The following is a 16,790-nucleotide window of genomic DNA, read 5'->3' as shown; positions in this document are numbered from 1 at the left end:
ATGGCCACCCTGTCACCCGCTCCCGACACCCTCGGTCTCGCATCACCCGCCCTCGGCCCCTGGTTCCGCGACGGCAGTGCGACCACGCCGACGCTGGCGGTGCCGGCTGCCAATCTGGCGGTCGCGCTCAGCCTGCCGGCCGGCATGGAATGGCGTGCGCCGGCGGGCGGCCTGGCCTCCTGGGCTTTTGCCGCCACGCCACGCCCGCCGGTGCTGACGGCGCTGCGCGGCGGCGATGGCGAGAGCGCCTTCGGCGACGGCAACCTCGTCGTCCTGTTCACGCTGCTGCCCGAGGTCGAGGTGCGGCTGGCCGCGCTGTCGGCGCAGATCCCCTCGCCCGACGGCGTGGCCGTGCCCGCGGGCGCCCCGGGGCGGCCGGTCGTGCGCCACCTCGCGCTGGAAGTGCCCCAGGCTTCGGCCGCCAGCGTGAGCGACCTGCAAAGCCTGCGCGAGAACGACTTCGCCTCGGACCTGGACGATGACGAGAAACGCGCTGCCTTCCTCGGCCTGGACGCCAGCGGCAGCGCCCTCGCGAATGCCGACGAGCCAGTGCGCGAGCTGCACCGGCCCGACAAGTCCAACGCCGTCATCGTCAAGAACCGCAGCGGCGCGGCGCTGTCGTGCATGCTGTGGGCCTTCGACGACCGCGGTCGCGCGCTCGACGCCGGCGCCGTGGCCGCGTGGTGGGCGCATCTGGCCAGCGCGCCGGTGTTCGACAACCTGTGGGCGCACGGCGCTGCTGCCGACCAGCGCACCGCCCCTGTGGCGGCCAGCCGCAGCGTGCTGTTCTGCACCGCGCATGAAGGCGGCCTGCCCGAGGCCCAGCGCCTGCGCCTGGACCTCACCGACCTGACCCGCGTGGGTGGCGCGCTCTACACGGCCGGTGCCGCGCCGGCCATCGCGCTGACCACGTCGCCCAGCCCCGATGACCTGCCGCTGCCGCGCCTGGCGGTATTGCCGAATGGCCGCTTCGCCGCGCCGCCGGGCGCCACGCCTTTTGCAGGCTGGACGGGCAGCGCCTGGCCGGCCGGGCTGGCGCGCGACTTCGTGCGCGTCGCGGTGGTCGACCTCGAAAGCCATCTCGTCGGCGTCGGCCGCAGCGACGCCGTGCAGAACGACCCGCGTCAGCGCATCGCCGTGCTGCGTAACACTGCTGCCACGCCCATCCTGACCACGGCCGATGCGGCCCATGCGGCGCTGCTTGGCACGCTGTCGACAGGCTCGCCCGCGCAGCTGATGGCGCCGGTGCTGGACACCTTCTGGGGTTCGCTGACGGCGCCGTCGCTCGGCAGCGGCACGCCGCCCGCCACGCTGGCCTTCAGCGTGCACGCACTGCAGGGTGAAGGCACGGCCAGCGGTGCCACTGCCGCCAGCCAGCGCATCGCCGTGCGCGTGACCGGCCTGCCGGCCAACGCATGGGTGCGCATCTGGCCCAAGGGGCTGGACACCGAGACCGGCCAGCATTTCCGCCTCGACGGCGGCGCCGGCCGTGCCGATGGCACCGGCCGCGCCTTCGCCGTCTTGGCGCTCCCCGACGGCACGGCCGCGCTGCAAGGCATGAGCTTCGACGCGCTGGTCGTCACCGATGCTGACGCCAAGCTGCATGTCGAGCAACGCTTCGACCGGCCGGCCATCGCCAGCGGCGCACGCCCGGCGCTAACGCCACCACCAGGCGGCCTGGCCGATGGCCGCACCGCGTGGATGTGCGAACAGGGCGCAGCGCTGGTGCGCAGCAGCGGCCAGTGGGGCAGCGGCCAGACGCTGCTGGCCGTGCCAGGCGACGAAGCGGCCGGCGCCTATGCGCTGGTCGACACCACCAGCACCGTCGCCGCCGATGCCGCGGCATCGACGCTGCGCAACGCCGCCGGCACGGGCGACCGCCTCATCGTGACCGCGCCGGCCTTCCTGTCGACGCCGGAGGGCGAGGTCGTCGATGCGACGGGCCCTGTCGGTGCGACCGGCGCGACGGTGCTGCACCGCACCCGCAACGGGCTGGCCGACGGCATCACGACCTTCGGCCGGCCGGTGGCCATGATGGAGCGCCGCGAGGCCGCGGCCGTCGACCCCGCCGGTGGCACGGGTGCGGTCGGCGCCGCGCCGGGACTGGCCTCGCTGCACGAGGCCCTGCCCGGCCAGCTCGGCCACCCCGGCGTGCCGGCCGCGGCCGAGGTGCATGCCACCGGCGCCGCGCTCGCCGGGCCTGCTGCCGTGCCGCTGGCCACGCTGATGCGCGAGCGCGCGGCGGCCGACCTCGCGGGCTTCGTGGGCCAGGCGCAGCGGCCTGTCACCGTGCCGTCCGACCCGGGCGGCACGACCACCTTCACAGCCGTGCTGGAGACATTGACGCACGGCGTGGCCGGTGACGCGCAGTTGCGCGCCTTCGTTGCCGCGACCAGCGGCTTCACGCCCGGCGCAGCCTGGACAAGCCTGAAGAACAGCATCGAATCAGCCGTGCCCACGGTGGACTTCGACCCCATGATCGACACCGCCACCTTCGATGACGACGCCCTCGCCGCCGCGCTGGACCAGGTGATCCTCAAGACCCGCGACGGCGCCGCGCAGGCCGCGCGCTCGCTGGCCTCGGCAATCGGCCGCGCCGAGGATTTCGTCTACGTCGAGACACCGGCGCTGGACCCGCTGGCCGCCGGCAGCGGCGACGGGCTCATCGACCTGGTCTCGGCGCTGACCACGCGCCTCGGTGAGCGCCCGGCGCTGGCCGTCGTGCTGTGTGTGCCGCAGAAGTTCCTGCCCAACCAGCCACGCAAGCTGGAAGCCGTGCGCACGGCGGGCGTGCGCGCGGCGCTGAAGACGCTGCTCGACGCAGCGCCCGCCAACGTCGTGCTGTTCACGCCCACGGCCGGCCCCTCGCGGCCGCTGCACATGGCGTCGACGACGGTGGTGGTCGACGATGTGTGGCTGCTGACGGGCAGCACCCACCTGTGGCGGCGCGGCCTGAGCTTCGACAGCTCGCTGGCGGTCGCGCTGTTCGACGAAGCGACCACGCGCGGCCGGTCCGCGGCGCTGCGCCAGGCGCGCCGACAGCTGATTGCCGACCGGCTCGGCGTGGACGTCTCGCTGATCGGCGACGACATGGCGCAGCTGCGCGCGACGATCAACCGCCTCAACCTCGCCGGCGGCCTGCAGCGCGTGCAGCCCAATGTCTACCCGGCGGCCGCCGACACCACTTCAGCGACGGACCTGCAGATCTGGAACCCCGACGGCCGGCCAGGCGGGACCAGTGACTGGCTGCTGCTACTGGGCGGGCTGACCGGCACCGCGGCCGACGAGGTCAACAACGCCATCCGCTGAAGGCGGTCTTTCTCGCGGCTTAGGATGGCCGCCATGCCCCATCCTTCGCTGCAAAGCCGTCGGCAGGCGCTGTGCGCACTGGCCACCATCGCCACGTTGCCACCGCTCGCGCAGGCGGCGGCACCGCTGCTGACGCGGCCCCTGCCCGGCGGCGGCGAGGCGCTGCCGCTGGTGGGGTTGGGCAGCTGGATCACCTTCAACGTCGGCGACGACCCGCAGGCGCTGGCCGCCTGTACCGAGGTGATGCGTGCCTTCTTCGCGGGCGGCGGCCGCATGATCGATTCCTCGCCGATGTACGGCTCGGCGCAGGCGACCATCGGCCACGGCCTGAAGCGCTTGGCCGGCGCGCCGGTGTTCTCGGCCGACAAGGTCTGGGTGTCGCCCGGCGCACGCGGGCCGGCACAGGTCGAGACGTCGCGCCGGCTGTGGGGCGTGCCACGCTTCGACCTGCTGCAGGTGCACAACCTGCTGGCGTGGGAGGAGCACCTGCCCATGCTGCTGCAGATGAAGGCGGCCGGTGCGCTGCGCCATGTCGGCATCACCACCTCGGAAGGGCGGCGCCACGCGGACCTCGAACGCATCATGCGCACGCAGCCCATCGACTTCGTGCAGCTGTCTTACAACCTGCTCGACCGCGAGGTGGAGCAGCGCCTGCTGCCGCTGGCGCAAGAGCGCCGCATCGGCGTCATCGTGAACCGGCCCTTCCGTCAGGGCGCCCTGCTCGACCCGCTGCAACGCCACCCGCTGCCCGGTTGGGCAAAGGAGCTGGGCTGCGACGGCTGGGCCCAGGCGGCGCTGAAGTTCGTCGTCTCGCACCCGGCCGTCAGCTGCGCCATTCCGGCCACCACCCGCGTGGACCATGTGCTGCAAAACCTCGGCGCCGCGCGCGGTCCGCTGCCGAACAGCGCGCTGCGGCAGCGCATGGCGGCGGATGTGAAGGCGCTGCTCCGATGAGCGAGTGGTGGACCTACCGCCCGTCGGACTTCCTGCTGTTCTCGGCGCGCACCTACTGGCGGCTGTTCGAGCTGCACAACGCGCAGTGGTGGCCGCTGCACCTGCTTGCGCTGGGACTGGCGCTGGCGGCGCTGTGGTGGCGCTGGCGCAGTGGCTCGGCGCGGCCGCTGCTGCTGGTGACCGCGGCGGCCTGGGGCTTCGTGGCCTGGGCGTTTCACCTGCAGCGCTATGCAGGCATCAATTGGGCGGCGGGCTGGCTGGCCGCCGCCTCCGCGGTGCAGGCCCTGCTGTTGCTGGCGCTGGCCGCTGTTCGTCACCAAGGCCACCAGCACAGCACCTCGCCACGCGCCGGCCTTGCGTTGATGACCGCGGCGCTGCTGATCTACCCTTTCGCCGGCCTGGCTTTCGCGCGCCCGTTCGCGCAGGCAGAGGTGTTCGGCCTGGCCCCCGACCCGACGGCGCTGGCGACCCTCGGCGCCCTGCTGCTCAAACCGGCCACGCCACGCCTGCCGTGGCGGCTGGCCTGGGTCGTGCCGCTGCTTTGGCTGGCCCTCAGCGGCATGACGCTGTGGGTGATGCAGGCGCGCTGAGGTGAGACCCCTCGGCCAAGGAATACCTTGGCCGGGCCTGCTCTGCGCGCGGCGGCTGCAGAGCCGCGGCAGACACAGGCCGTCCTTGGCCGCCGCCCGTGGCGCCTCGGCTGGCGGTCGCGTGTTGACCGCTATGCAGCGGGTGCGGTCGGTCGCAGACGGCCTAGCCGCGGCAGCAAAGTGCCCAAAGCCGAAGTTGACCCAGCTACCGCGATAGGGTCGCCGCCGACGTCCGGCACCAGCAGCCGATTAACCGCTGCAACCGGTACCGGTCGTTCGAAGGGCCCGCAGCTAAATGAACTGACCCCAGAAAGTTGAAGCGGATACGAGGCTCCAATGCGCCTGGCGAATCTTCAAGATGGTCGGACTGGACGCTCACGCAGAGCCGCCGCACCCGCTCACTGCAAAGAGGCACTCGATAGGCTCGTCCGGCAGCAGCAGGGCACGCATCGATCGGGCGCAGCCGAGGAAAGATGCTCCCGCTTCCGCGAGGAGGCTTTCAGCGTGTGACCGTGTGAAAGGTTTCGGTATATGTGGTCGTGCCGCCGGCGCCGCTGGCGGACCAAGTGCAGGTAGTCGGATATCCGATCCAGGCCGCAGCCGCGACCTCATTGACGGGCTCGTCGACGTCAGGGCTACCCGCGATAGGCACACCGCTGGTTAGGGCGACAGCAGCGTTCGGCGCGCTCAATCCGGTTCCTTGCGCAGTGCAGTAGCGCGTCAAACTGAATGCGCGCTCGGCCTTCCACGTCGTGTGGAAAGGTTTCCCGGCAACCAACGGCATGGGGCTCCGCGTGACCGTTATGACGGGCTTCTGGGCATCCGGAACCGGCGTGGTCGTGTACGTGTCCGGATAGGTGACCGTTCCTGCATGACCCGTAACGGTCCACATGCAACTCGCCGGAACTGGCCAGTTGTTCACAATGGTCGAATAGCCGGCCTGCACGAGTTCCGCCAAAGGCCCGCCGCCGTTGAAACCGTTCGGATCATCACTGCGGCATTGATAGGAGACTGCGGTCGCGTCGGTGGTGCTCCAATTCGTCACGTGCGGCCTGCCAACAATCAGCGTCTGGAAGTCCTTTCCAGGCACCGGTTCGAGCTTGTTGCTCGCATTCAGCGGAGCACGCATCAATGTCAGAGTCGGCAACGGCGTCGGTGCGCCCGTCATGAGCCGGTTCATCGCGTCGCGGATGACCGCGGCGAGCTTGTTCGAATAGGCCTGCGTGGCATGCAGGCCATCTGGCATGTCGCTCTTGCGGTGGTCCCCGTCGCAGCGCGTCGGCACGGAGAAAAGGTGCGCGACTTCGACGCGGCCCGAGAACTCCGCTTTCATCTCGTTCCCGACCCTGGCTACAGCGTTGGCGTAAGGCGCCAACAGCGCGTCCGGATGCGGCAGACGAGGGGCGAGCCAGCTGAGCAGATCGAAGCTGCAGACGCGATGCGGCTGGACCAGTAGGACCTGGCGCCCGCTCATCTTCATAGCTTCGCGTACCGCGTACCGGAGGTTGCTCGCGAACTCCGCCGGGCCATTCGTGCGGTTCTGGTCAACGTCTTGCCAGGCGTCATTGACGCCATGGGCAATCACGATTTGCTTGGCGCCGTCATTCCCCATCTGATGCCACCAAGGTGTGTTCAGGCCATCAGTACCAGCGATCAGCTGACGAAGGCTAGTTCCGTTGACCGCGCGCTGGCGGTGCCGGCCGGTATTTACCGCCCTGGGTAGAGTCGTATTGAGCGTCGAACTCACAACTGTGGTCGTGCCATCGGGATTCGTGATGCGCGCGTTGCAGGCAGAGATTGCACGGCTGTCGCCATACCAAGTTTGCTTGTAGACCCAGTCCCAGCCCATCTCGCCGGGCTCTTCTCCATAGATGAAATAGGTGCCGTACTGGCCGTTTTGGTTCGTATATACCCATCGACCCGAGGTTGAGCAGTCGGGGTCGACATAGTTCACGTCGAACGCGACCGCTGATTGACTCAAAACGCAAAGGGCTGCGGCGGACAGGACGTGGCGCCAGCAATGCCGGGTAACGGGTGTATGGATGATATTCAGCATGGGCGGGAGGTTGAAGGACGGTATGGCTGCGAAGAAGCCACAGCGTGAAGACCGGGCCCAACCGAACGGGGCATCACAACTTCTACAAGATTCCACCCTCGGTTGCTTGCGGGAGCAAGGTCGTGTCAGCATCGTATACATGCCCCGTGATGGAAATGTTGGTGATGTCCCAGGAGGTGGTGGGCCTTCACCTCGTCGGCGCTGAGCAGTTCGGGGATGCGGTGGTAGTGCCGCGCCAGGCGAGACACGGCGTCGACGTAGGTCTCATTGGTGCGCGGCGCCATGCCGCGCAGTTGCAGCGCGTCGAGCATGCGCTGGCGAAGGGGCTGATCTTCGTCGGGGCGGTATCAGCCATGACGGCTCTCCTTGACCGGCTCGAGCACATGCCCGCATTGGTCAAGGTACGCAGCTCAGACTCCGTTGGCTTCCCAGCCAGCAGGCCACCGCGTCAGCGGTTTAGTTCAACGCCTATTGCCTGGTGCTGATGGGCAGTCGTCCGGGCGCCGAAACAAATCGCGCAGGCCGCCAAACCGGCCCCGCAAAAGCCTTCAAAATCCACCCCGGCGTAACCTCTCCCGGACGCCCGTTCTACTCACCTGTGGCTGGCTCCAATATGCCGAACATCGGTGGCCCTGTTACGGCGGTCGGTGACAGGGCACTTGGAGGTCGTAGATCGCCGCTCCCAGCATGGCCGGCAGCGCCAAGCGTCCCGCGGTGCCGCTGTCAGGTACTCCGTTGCCATACCTCACGTTGCGCCCAAGCCGCTTCCGGCCGGGCGGAGTGCCGCACCTGCTGGTGGCCCAGTGGGATAGCACCTCCGGGATGTGGTTTGCACAGCTTTAAGCCGACCGAGGGCGTGCATATGGCCCTGGTATCTCACCAGAACCCGCCTACTTTTCAAAGGCTGGGAAGGCGATTGGCTAGTTATTGAGTGATATCGTGAACGCGAACTTCACACGCTCCGCGTTGACTAGCTGACGATGCCGTAGTCCATATCTTCGACGTACGAACCGTTATAGATAGTGCATGCTCCCGTTCCATACGCGCTTACAGTACCCCCGGACATCTTGGCTGAAAGTGCCATAGCTAAAATTGCTCTGCCAGCGGCGGTGTTGCTGTTGAAGGCTAACGCATTCGCATATGAAGAACTTACGCAAGAAGCTGGGGACGAACTTAGGTTTCGATCAAACATAACCATGCCTCTGCCATCCTTATCGACGCGGACCGCAGAGACCTTTCCGAGCACATATCCGATCGCTTCCGCCTTCAAAGTTACGCAGAGAGCTAGCAGCACTAAATATTTAAAACGCATTTCAATCTCCTACTAAGTTGTCGTTGGGAAGCGCTTATTCGCTAAGCAGTAGTTCAAGCGCGGGCTGAAGTTGGCTGGCTTCCCTTGAGCCTCGACTGCAGGATCCGTGCGGTTCCGGATGCCAAATTTGAGGAAATATTTCGCGGCGTTACCATTAAACGTTTCGAGAGTGATGGAATAATCACCTACGGGCAAAACCGGCAGCACAAAATCAGCGTTACCATAAAAGCTATATGATAGATTGCTTGTGCGAGGTCGAAGCCAAAGTTTGATGAGGCCTAAAGATGTATGTCCTGGCTCAACAAAAGCGGTAAAGGTAACACTATCACTTGTAGGGAAGCACCCCCATGTATTATTTAATAGTGCACTCGATGAGAACGTGCCCGTCACGGAAATAGGGTTCGTTTGACCGGCAACGAATTCACGCGTGAAGGAAGAAGTGCCGAGCGAGTAGCCGCACGCCTGGTCTTGAGCCGTCCCACGTCCAGGCAATAATGCTGCCAAAATGCACATTGCGAATCGTGCTGGGAGCAAGGAATCGCCCTTCATAGTTGAATCTCAGGTGAACCCTCTGCAATATACCGTCCATACAGCAAAACGCAGCACATGCAACTTTCATCGGGGACATTTGTTAACTTGGGATTGACGAAGCGACTTGCCCTTCGGAGTGCCGGTGGGTTTCACGACATCGGCGGCTCTCACGGACCCGCACAATGCGCAGCCACTAGCGCCGCGGGAACATACTGCCGCCCGTATGCCGGCCCTTGCGGGCCGCCTTTGCCTGGCCGACAGCAGGATATGCAGACCCTTCCTAGCGTTCTGGTATTGGCTGCGAGGCCGAACCATTTGCTGCAGCGGACGCTGAGCGGCAGCGTTCTGGAAGCTCGTTAGGCTTATGCCGACGTCCGCTTCGGGCACATTCCTGACCGTCGTCATCGAGTCGGCGGCCGTAGATGTGCAATCTGTTCTCTGTGGCGCTGCATGAATGCCGTCCGCCTCAATCCGCTTGATTAACGGGGAAGTCCCTGTAGAGGCGTTAGCGGAGTAATCGGCCCGCCCTGCCGCAAATCGTTCCGAAGAAACAGCCCTTCTTCATAGCGCGAAGTCATGGAAGTTCGCTTCCTTCAGGGTGTTTCTTGAGAGGCCGCGCCCCGGTGCGACCGTACGGGTGCCGTTCAACCTGGAGATGACCTTTCTTCACGAACTTGCGGCTTTGGCGGGGGCAGCCCTTGCGATACGCGAATCTCATCCCGCATGGCAGCAATTACGGCCAAGTACTCTGGTCCTGGGATATCCCACCAGTTTCTCTGCGGTGCATTCTTGGGCGCTTGCGTGAGGCTGTCGACAGCCTCAATAACTTTCTGGCCAAAATGTAGCTTTGCCAGCTGCATCGTGGAGACGTAGTTCGCATGCAGTTCTACATACTCCTTGTGCAGGTGTGAAGTCGCTGCCAAGTCATACAGCTTGCGGCAGGGGAGGGTGGACTTGCCGCTCTTTTTCGCCTCGGTAGCACAAGCGCTGGATTCCTCACGCAGAGCTGCATCGTCCTCAACGATCTGCCTGAGTCGGGCGACTCTCGCACGGGAGTTGGCTAGCACGCTTGTACGTTCAAGTACCTTCACGCGCTGTTCAAGCACAAGCTTCTGTTGTTCTATGTGGCGCTCTTCAGCGCGCTGATCCGCCGCCATCTTCGAGCCAACGAATGTTCCGGCAAGCGTTCCAACCGCGGAGACGATCGCCCCAACCAGTGCGGCTTTGAGTTCTGGTGACATGAGGGTTCTCCAGGTTGTTGACCGCAGAGTGGTGATTGCGCGGCCTAGACAAGATGGCTTCGTGATCTGAGGCGGCCCGCCCCCTGCGATGTCGTAGGTTGTTGGCGCCGACGACAAATTGACCCGCAGCGCCGACTTTCGCCTGCCCCTACCAACTAACGTCGTGTACCGAGCAGCAGCGTCAAGCGGCGTTGCTCGCGGGGTCAGTCAGCGGTCGGCAGAGCTTCTGCAAATGGGTCATTCCGCGATTGGCGCACATAGCAAGACAGCATCCCCCATGCCCGCGATGCCCTTCAAGGCCCGAAAGCTCCGGTTGACTCCGACGATGAGCCGAACTTCAGCCCGCCCAGCACGAACGGCGAGTTGTTGCCGTTCTTCTGGCCGCCCCGGCCCCCGATGGACACGACCAGCCACAGATCTTTGGAGACCATCAGCTCGCCGCCGATGGCCAGCTTGCGCGCTTTCTCGGTGTCGCCGTTATCAAAGCGGCCGCGTTGCCAGCTGGCTTCGATGGACACGTTGCGCGTGTCGGAGCCGTACTTGGCGCCGAGTGCGAGCATGTCGCCGCGCCGCAGCATGAAACCGCGCGGGTCCGAAGTGCTGGCCACTTCTTCGCGATTGGTGCGACGGTAGTGGAAAAGCGCCTGAGAGCGTCCCTCGCTCTCGCGCTGGCTCAGGTCGGTATGGTCGTCACCATTGAGGTTGAGGCTGTAGGTCGTCCAGAAGCCGTTCGCACCACGGTGAGTGCCGCCACCCCGGTTATGCACGGCTTGCGCCAGACCGCCGGTCCAGCGGGTGCTGTTCCACGTCGCCTGCTTGAACTGTTTGCGGCACTTGTCGAAGTGGGCGGACAGCTGCTTGGTGGCCTCGGCCATGAACGGCTTGGGGTCCTCCCCCTTGAACTGCGCCTTGAGGGCGTCGCCAACCCATGGCGGGAGCTTGCTGCCGTCGCCCAGCATTTCGTCAGTACTCTTGGTGAAGCAGCCTGCTAGGGCGCTGCCCCTGTTGCGTGGATCGCCTTCATCAAACAGCACGAACGAAGCCCCCCCAGCGGCCCGAGTGACGCTTCCAGAGGCAGCGTCCTGCTTGATGGCGCCGAAGGAAAGCTGCACGTTGGAGAGCGCGCGTATACGCCCGTCCATCTGGTAGTCCTGCAACGAGGTGGTTTTGCCATAAGCCAGCATGTAGGGTGCGATGTCGAAGCCCACGCCCTTTCCGAGCTTGTCATCGTTCGAGAGCGATTGCACAAGTGACACCGCGAGGTCACGGGGCGCCTTGGGCTGCAGGATGGTCTCCGGCGTAGCGCCCAGCACCGCGAAAGCGGGCGTAGTGGGCACGGACATATCCACCCTGTAGTTCTTGAAGTTGTTCAGCACCTCGGCCTTCTTGTCCTGTAGCTTGAACGCGGCGGCAAGGGTGGCTGCCGGCGATGAAGCGGCACCGGCCGGGCTGGCTGCCGCTACCGGGGCAGCCTCAGCCGCCAGTGGCTTGGGCGCTGCCGCTGCTGGCTTGGGCGCCGCCGCCGCGACCGGTCCGCCGTCGTTCACCACAACCTTGCCTTCGTTCAACACGAGCTGTAGCCTCCCATCGGGGAGTTCTTTCCAGGCTGGCGGAGGTGTTGTTGATCCGGCCGGCCGGCTGATGGTGATCACCACCTCCTGGGCCGCACAAGCAAGTGCCGCCAGCGTTGCGAGCGAGGCGATGGCCAGGCGCTTCATGCTTGCACCTGCAATTGCACCGAGCACAGGAACGTCGCGGCCGAGCCGCCATCGTCGGCGTGGATGGTCGTAGTCATGGGGGTGTCCTGCCCGTCCTGGATCAACCGCGCGGTGACCGCGAACTGCCCCGCCCCGTTGGGATCGCCGATACCACCGACCACTACGACGAACCAGCCGTTGCGGCCCTGCCAGCCGTCAGGCAAGGGGTGATCAAATTCCACCTCTTCTGGCGTTCGCGCCTGGACGATTGTTAGGGCCCTGGAGATGTCCATATCGGGCGGAACCAAGGCAATGGTGTAGGACGCCAGGTTCGCAAAGCCCACGAGTACGTCGACGACAGGCGCCGTTCCCTGGGGGTTCAAGACCGCAATCTCAATGGCCATGCAATGACTCCCGAAGTTGCTGGGCGGTATCGGCGCTCTCGCCCGGTTTGCCCAAGAGATAAACCAGCGTGCTGACGCCGACCACCGCCGACCAACTCTTGTCGACCGGGGTCACCGTGCCATAACGGATCAGCTCATACCAGACGACGAACAGCACGAGGGGATTGAGCAACACGCTCTGAACCCGATGGAACGCCAGCCCGTCCTTGTCGTGCAACAGGTCTTTCAGGACGCTGACGGAGCCCGGCGGGTTCCGGGCATCCTTGAGGCGATCGATCAGCGCGCCGACGCCGGTGCCGACACCCGCAGCGGCGACCATGAAGGCGAGACCACCATCGGCGAGAGACGGCAGCGCACCTGTGTGTAGCAGCGTCAACACGATCGCCGCAGTCATCGTGAGCACCCAGCAAGCCAAGATCAGTCGAGACAGGCTGAAGCTCTTGTCGGGGCCGCGCCCCCGGTCCCGCAATGCCTCGCCCCGAAAGGCAAGGCTTAGCAGGATGAGGCAGAGAATTGCTGCGGTGATCCCGTAAGCAAAGCCCCCATGGCCCATGCGCAGATTTATGCTTCCGTCGGGCACTACCGCAAGCTCGGTGCCTGCAAGACCGATGCCGACGCTCACGGGACGCACGTTCCCGTGTAGCCACGCCCGTTGGAGTAGTTCGTTCCAACTGGCGGCGGACTCTGGCGTGCGGTCCAGCCGATAGGAGACGGTGATGGAGTCCGCCCCGGCTTTGCCGGCCACGTAGCGGCCGGTGGTGGCCAGCCCTTGCAAGGGCAAGTGGTCGATGTAGAGCACGGGCTGGCTGGCGCCGCCTATGCATTGCGCAATATCGTCGCGAAGCTCCAACCGAAGCTTGATCTCATCTCGGGGCGCGATAGTGGCGGGATCGCTCTCAAGCCGCAGCGTCGCAACCGCTTGATATGTTGTACCGGCCTGGCCGGGCGAGGCACTCGCCGCAGGGTCGGCCTTTGCGGCCTTGGCGGCTTCGGCTGCGACCTTAGCCCTCTGGCGTAGTAAGGCCTCGATCGGGCAACTTGGCCGGGCTGCCGCGGTCTGTGCTGCCAGGAGATCAACCAAAGGGTTCGCCACCTGTGCATGCGGCACCTGTGAGGCGAACAGCAACATGAGGATGAAGATGAGGCGGACCTTGACCATGGAGTGCGATGGTCGGCGACGGTCTCGCGCACCGTCATCCCAAAATGTGAGGACATCTTGGCCACAGCGGTTTGCGATTGACAAGCCTGGTGTCCAGCTGCAGGGGCTCACCGGGCCTAGTGCTACTTCAGCTTTGGGTCGATAGCGCCCGCCCGTGACTTCGAGTAGCAGACATTCACTGCGGGTTGAGGGGGCAAGCAACGACCTCGGCATCTGGATGGCTGCTACACGCTCGACAGGGGACATCGCCGCTGGCGCGTCGACCAGTGAGCCAATGACAGCTTCCTGTCCCGAAACGAGAACTCACCGACCCGTCTTGGGTGACGGTAACCGCTGCGGGGCAGTCCATCGCCGTGCATCTGGAACTTCGTTTTTGGGCACTTTGCACCCGTCCCGTCTGCACCTGCCGGCGACTCCTTGTGGCCGGGACCTTCCACCGCTCCTGCATCCGGAGAGCCGCCGTTGCCAGCGGCCGCCCCCGCAAGGGACGACCGCCGTCGGCTCCTTTAGATTTCCGTCTGCTCCGAGATCTCGAGTGCGTCATCGACCTCGATGCCGAGGTACCGCACCGTCGACTCGAGCTTGGAATGCCCGAGCAGCAGCTGCACGGCGCGAAGGTTCTTGGTCCGCCGATATATCAGCGTTGCCTTGGTCCTTCGCATCGAATGCGTCCCGTAGTCGGCAGGGTCTAGCCCGAGTTCCTCGACCCAGCCTTCCAGGATTCGAGCGTACTGCCGCGTCCCCAGATGCGGCGAGCCATGCATGCGACTCGGAAACAGGAAGTCCCCGGATCTCAGTCCAGCTTGCTTGATCCACCGCTGCACGGCCTCGCGGGTCACCGGCGTGATCTCGAACTGAACGGGGCGCTGGGTCTTGTGCTGCATCACCACCGCGCGGCTGGCCACCGTGTCACCGTGACAGACATCTCGCACCTTAAGCGAGACGAGGTCGCATCCACGAAGTTTGCTGTCGATGCCGAGGTTGAACAGCGCGAGCTCGCGCACGCGGTTCTCCATCTGAAGTCGGACCCGAAGTGCCCAGATGTCCTTGACCTTGAATGGCGCCTTCTGGCCGACGATCTTGCCCTTGTTCCACGGCTCGCGAGACAGGGTGTTGGCTGCTGATCCCATGATGGTCTCCCATCGAGTTGAGGGTCATCAAGCTTGCGCCTTGGCCGCACTGATCCTTTTGTGTCTGTCGGGTGTGCCGGTGACTGCTTCATGCCACGCATCGTGAACCCGGCGCCTGGCCGAGGATGCCGGCAACCGCACAGCACCCGTCAACGCGCTCAGCTAACCGACAGGCTCGTCGGCAACCTCCAGCCCATCCATCCCACCCCCGCTCACCACCAGGTCCTCGCAACGCTCCGTCGCCCTGGGCGTGTTGGTGCGGCTCACGAGCCCGCAGCGCTTCATCTGCATCAGGACCCACCAGCCTGGATCCAGCTGGCCGGGATCCAGCCCCATGCGGGCTGACTCGGGGTAGGCATGGTGGTTGTTGGGCCAGCACTCACCGTGCGTGAGGAATCCCCAGCCTTCCAAGTTGGCGGCCTGCACCGCGGCGTCTCTCACCAGCCAGCGCCCCGGCCCCGGGTTGTGCGCAAAGTAGGTCACCACCCAATGGCTGGTCACGCTCACCGCCACCCGCACGGCCACGCCCCACACCGCCCAGCTGATACCGCCAATCGCGTACAGCAACGCGCCCAAGGCGAGCTGATGCAGTGGCCAGGTCGCTTCCATGAACCGGCACCAACGGTCTTGAGCAAACTCGGGCTCGATAACGAACGCCGGCGGCTTGGCGAACTCGAAGCGGCAGTGCAGTTGCCAGAACGCATCCACCCACAGCCCGCGCCTGTGCGCGAAGAAGTCATGGCACTAGGGCTGGCGCTGCGCCCAGTCACGGATGTCGTGGATCTTCAAGATGCCGAACGGCCCAGCCATGCCCACGAGCACGCCCAGCCACACGAGCCAGCGCTCCACGGGCTTGGGGCTCGTAGACGATGTGCAGCGGCTGGCCGCGACTGATGAGTTTGCGCAGGACCTCGTCCAGCGACGCGAGGTCGCCCTTGATGCTGCCGACATGCCGGATCTCGGCGTCGCGCGGCGCATCTGCCACGGCGATGTCGATCGCTGTCCTTGTGAACGTCCAACCTGACGAACAGGGTGCTAGATTCCTTGCCCATGGCCCGACTCCTTGCTCACTCGCAACGCCCCGGCAGCCCACCTGCCAGGTGCCTTGGTGTAGCTCTGCAGGCCTCGCGCCTGCAACCTACGGCATCGCAAGGGGCGGGCCGCCCTTCATCGCGAAGCCATCTTGTCTAGACATACTCCAGCTATGAGAAACCGTGCAGTTGGGCATCTGAAGCTGGCGACGGTTGCTTGCCTGTTCGGTGCCTTGGCCACGGTGGCTGCCATCGCGTCAACTTCCTCGGCTTCTCAGTTTTTCGAACGCATTCCTTTGGGGTCACTTGGCTGGTTGGCATACGTGGTTCTTGCCGTTGCCGTCTTAGCCGTTGTCTTCATTGCGTCCGCAATCGGTGTGGTTGGCTGGTCTGTTTGTTATTCGCGGCACATGTCTCTGAGTGACAGGGAAGAGGCCTTCCTTCGGACGTATCGCAAAGGTTCGTGGGCTCGCATCGGGCTCGTCCTCGTTCGGCTATCGGAGAGGTGATGTCTAACATGTCAATTGACGCGGACGCACACCTGCTCCGCCTCCGGCTCGCAGTTGTACGCCGGTCATCTTCACGTTAAGCGGCGTCCTGAACGAAATGATCTCTATTGAGACCACTCGCTACTCAACTGTGGTGGCGGCTTTCGCGGAACGCTACCCCCTGGCGATCGCCTTGCTCGATAAGCGCGCCCAGGCGCGCCCTATCTCTCAGTGGTGTACCAATGCCAAACTGCTTCGGGCTATCAACTTCTCATTGCGTGATGGCAAGGCAGAGTTACTAGGCTTTCACGACGGGCCACGCAACATGTGGGCATCTGCCGATGCGCTCGCTTTGGTCGAGGAGCTCGCAGCCAAGCATGTTCTTCGGTTCGAAGTTCTTTCGGTGCGGCTCCCGCCCCTGCTGGCCCGTCTTTTTGGGCGACGGAATGCCGCTTAACCTGTCATTGCATCCAACCCTGACCGGCTGCGCCGTCCGGTTGGCTGAACTCCGACGTTGAGCGGCAGCTTTCGGGGCTTGGTAGGCCTGTGCCGGTGTCCGCTTTGGGCGGCGGATTCAACCGGTCGGCGCAACACACTAACAACTGCTCAGGCAGACGGAGCGTTGCAAATGAAGCACCGGACACGAACGTATTACACCGCCACCCAGAAGGCACTGATGTGGGAGCGTTGGAAGGACGGCTGGACGCTTCATGAGATCGGCAAGCTGTTCGACCGGCCGCACACGTCGATTCAAGGCATCTTGTCGAAGACGGGTGGCATTCGACCGCCCTGATCTTGCCCCTGCATAACCGGACACGGTCTATGCGCTGGTTGGCGCGCTCCCGGTCTGGGTGACGCGCTGTTGATGTTGCCTGAACTCCCTGGGTG

At 65.0% G+C, this 16,790-nt stretch carries 13 protein-coding genes and 1 pseudogene; 5 read left to right on the top strand and 9 right to left on the bottom strand.

All coding sequences use genetic code 11. The features are described 5' to 3' along the window. The 3 genes from ASC81_RS08555 to ASC81_RS08545 are packed head-to-tail and all read left to right on the top strand — an operon-like array spanning position 1 to position 4,853. Positions 1-3,309: a hypothetical protein gene (locus ASC81_RS08555; RefSeq protein ID WP_056265283.1), complete on the top strand. Its 3,309-nt coding sequence runs from the start codon at positions 1-3 to the stop codon at positions 3,307-3,309. 33 nt (positions 3,310-3,342) lie between these two features. After that, positions 3,343-4,263, top strand: coding sequence for an aldo/keto reductase (locus ASC81_RS08550; RefSeq protein WP_056265463.1), 921 nt, complete (start codon positions 3,343-3,345; stop codon positions 4,261-4,263). Then, positions 4,260-4,853: a hypothetical protein gene (locus ASC81_RS08545; RefSeq protein ID WP_056265280.1), complete on the top strand. Its 594-nt coding sequence runs from the start codon at positions 4,260-4,262 to the stop codon at positions 4,851-4,853. The genes ASC81_RS08550 and ASC81_RS08545 overlap by 4 nt, the downstream gene beginning before the upstream one ends. Positions 4,854-5,352: 499 nt before the next feature. Here ASC81_RS08545 and ASC81_RS08540 read toward each other — a convergent pair whose 3' ends face one another. The 9 genes from ASC81_RS08540 to ASC81_RS08510 form a co-directional block, all read right to left on the bottom strand. Then, positions 5,353-6,909, bottom strand: a complete 1,557-nt coding sequence (locus tag ASC81_RS08540; RefSeq protein WP_156391914.1) for an SGNH/GDSL hydrolase family protein — start codon at positions 6,907-6,909, stop codon at positions 5,353-5,355. 125 nt (positions 6,910-7,034) lie between these two features. Beyond that, positions 7,035-7,220, bottom strand: a complete 186-nt coding sequence (locus ASC81_RS26490; RefSeq protein WP_082536376.1) for a phage integrase N-terminal SAM-like domain-containing protein — start codon at positions 7,218-7,220, stop codon at positions 7,035-7,037. A gap of 1,013 nt (positions 7,221-8,233) precedes the next feature. After that, complete coding sequence (locus tag ASC81_RS27805) at positions 8,234-8,770, bottom strand: hypothetical protein (protein ID WP_162253755.1); 537 nt, start codon at positions 8,768-8,770, stop codon at positions 8,234-8,236. Between the two features lie 626 nt (positions 8,771-9,396). Next, entirely contained in the window at positions 9,397-9,993 is a 597-nt protein-coding gene (locus ASC81_RS26935; protein ID WP_156391912.1) for a hypothetical protein, read from the bottom strand. Between the two features lie 293 nt (positions 9,994-10,286). Then, a complete protein-coding gene (locus ASC81_RS08530; protein ID WP_156391910.1) occupies positions 10,287-11,711 on the bottom strand; it encodes a hypothetical protein in 1,425 nt (474 codons plus the stop codon). Next, entirely contained in the window at positions 11,708-12,094 is a 387-nt protein-coding gene (locus ASC81_RS08525) for a hypothetical protein (protein ID WP_056265270.1), read from the bottom strand. The genes ASC81_RS08530 and ASC81_RS08525 overlap by 4 nt, the downstream gene beginning before the upstream one ends. After that, positions 12,084-13,253 (bottom strand): hypothetical protein, encoded by a 1,170-nt coding sequence (locus ASC81_RS08520; RefSeq protein WP_056265268.1) that lies wholly within the window; start codon positions 13,251-13,253, stop codon positions 12,084-12,086. Before ASC81_RS08520 ends, ASC81_RS08525 begins: the two co-directional genes overlap by 11 nt. Before the next feature lie 506 nt (positions 13,254-13,759). After that, entirely contained in the window at positions 13,760-14,383 is a 624-nt protein-coding gene (locus ASC81_RS08515; protein ID WP_056265265.1) for a tyrosine-type recombinase/integrase, read from the bottom strand. Positions 14,384-14,545: 162 nt separating this feature from the next. Beyond that, a complete protein-coding gene (locus ASC81_RS08510) occupies positions 14,546-15,091 on the bottom strand; it encodes a fatty acid desaturase (RefSeq protein ID WP_056265262.1) in 546 nt (181 codons plus the stop codon). A 929-nt stretch (positions 15,092-16,020) separates the two neighbouring features. On the opposite strand from ASC81_RS08510, the gene ASC81_RS08505 reads away from it, so the two are divergent. Next, positions 16,021-16,359 carry a hypothetical protein gene (locus tag ASC81_RS08505; RefSeq protein WP_056265260.1) on the top strand — a complete coding sequence of 113 codons (339 nt, stop codon included), beginning with the start codon at positions 16,021-16,023 and terminating at the stop codon, positions 16,357-16,359. Between the two features lie 171 nt (positions 16,360-16,530). Next, positions 16,531-16,692: pseudogene (locus ASC81_RS08500) on the top strand (IS30 family transposase); the annotation flags it as partial. Positions 16,693-16,790 lie beyond the last annotated feature (98 nt).

It is taken from the genome of Pelomonas sp. Root405, assembly GCF_001425165.1.
Taxonomy (GTDB): Bacteria; Pseudomonadota; Gammaproteobacteria; order Burkholderiales; family Burkholderiaceae_C; genus Pelomonas.
The sequence above is the reverse complement of the archived record's forward strand: the minus strand, read 5'-3'. Positions and strand labels throughout refer to the sequence as shown.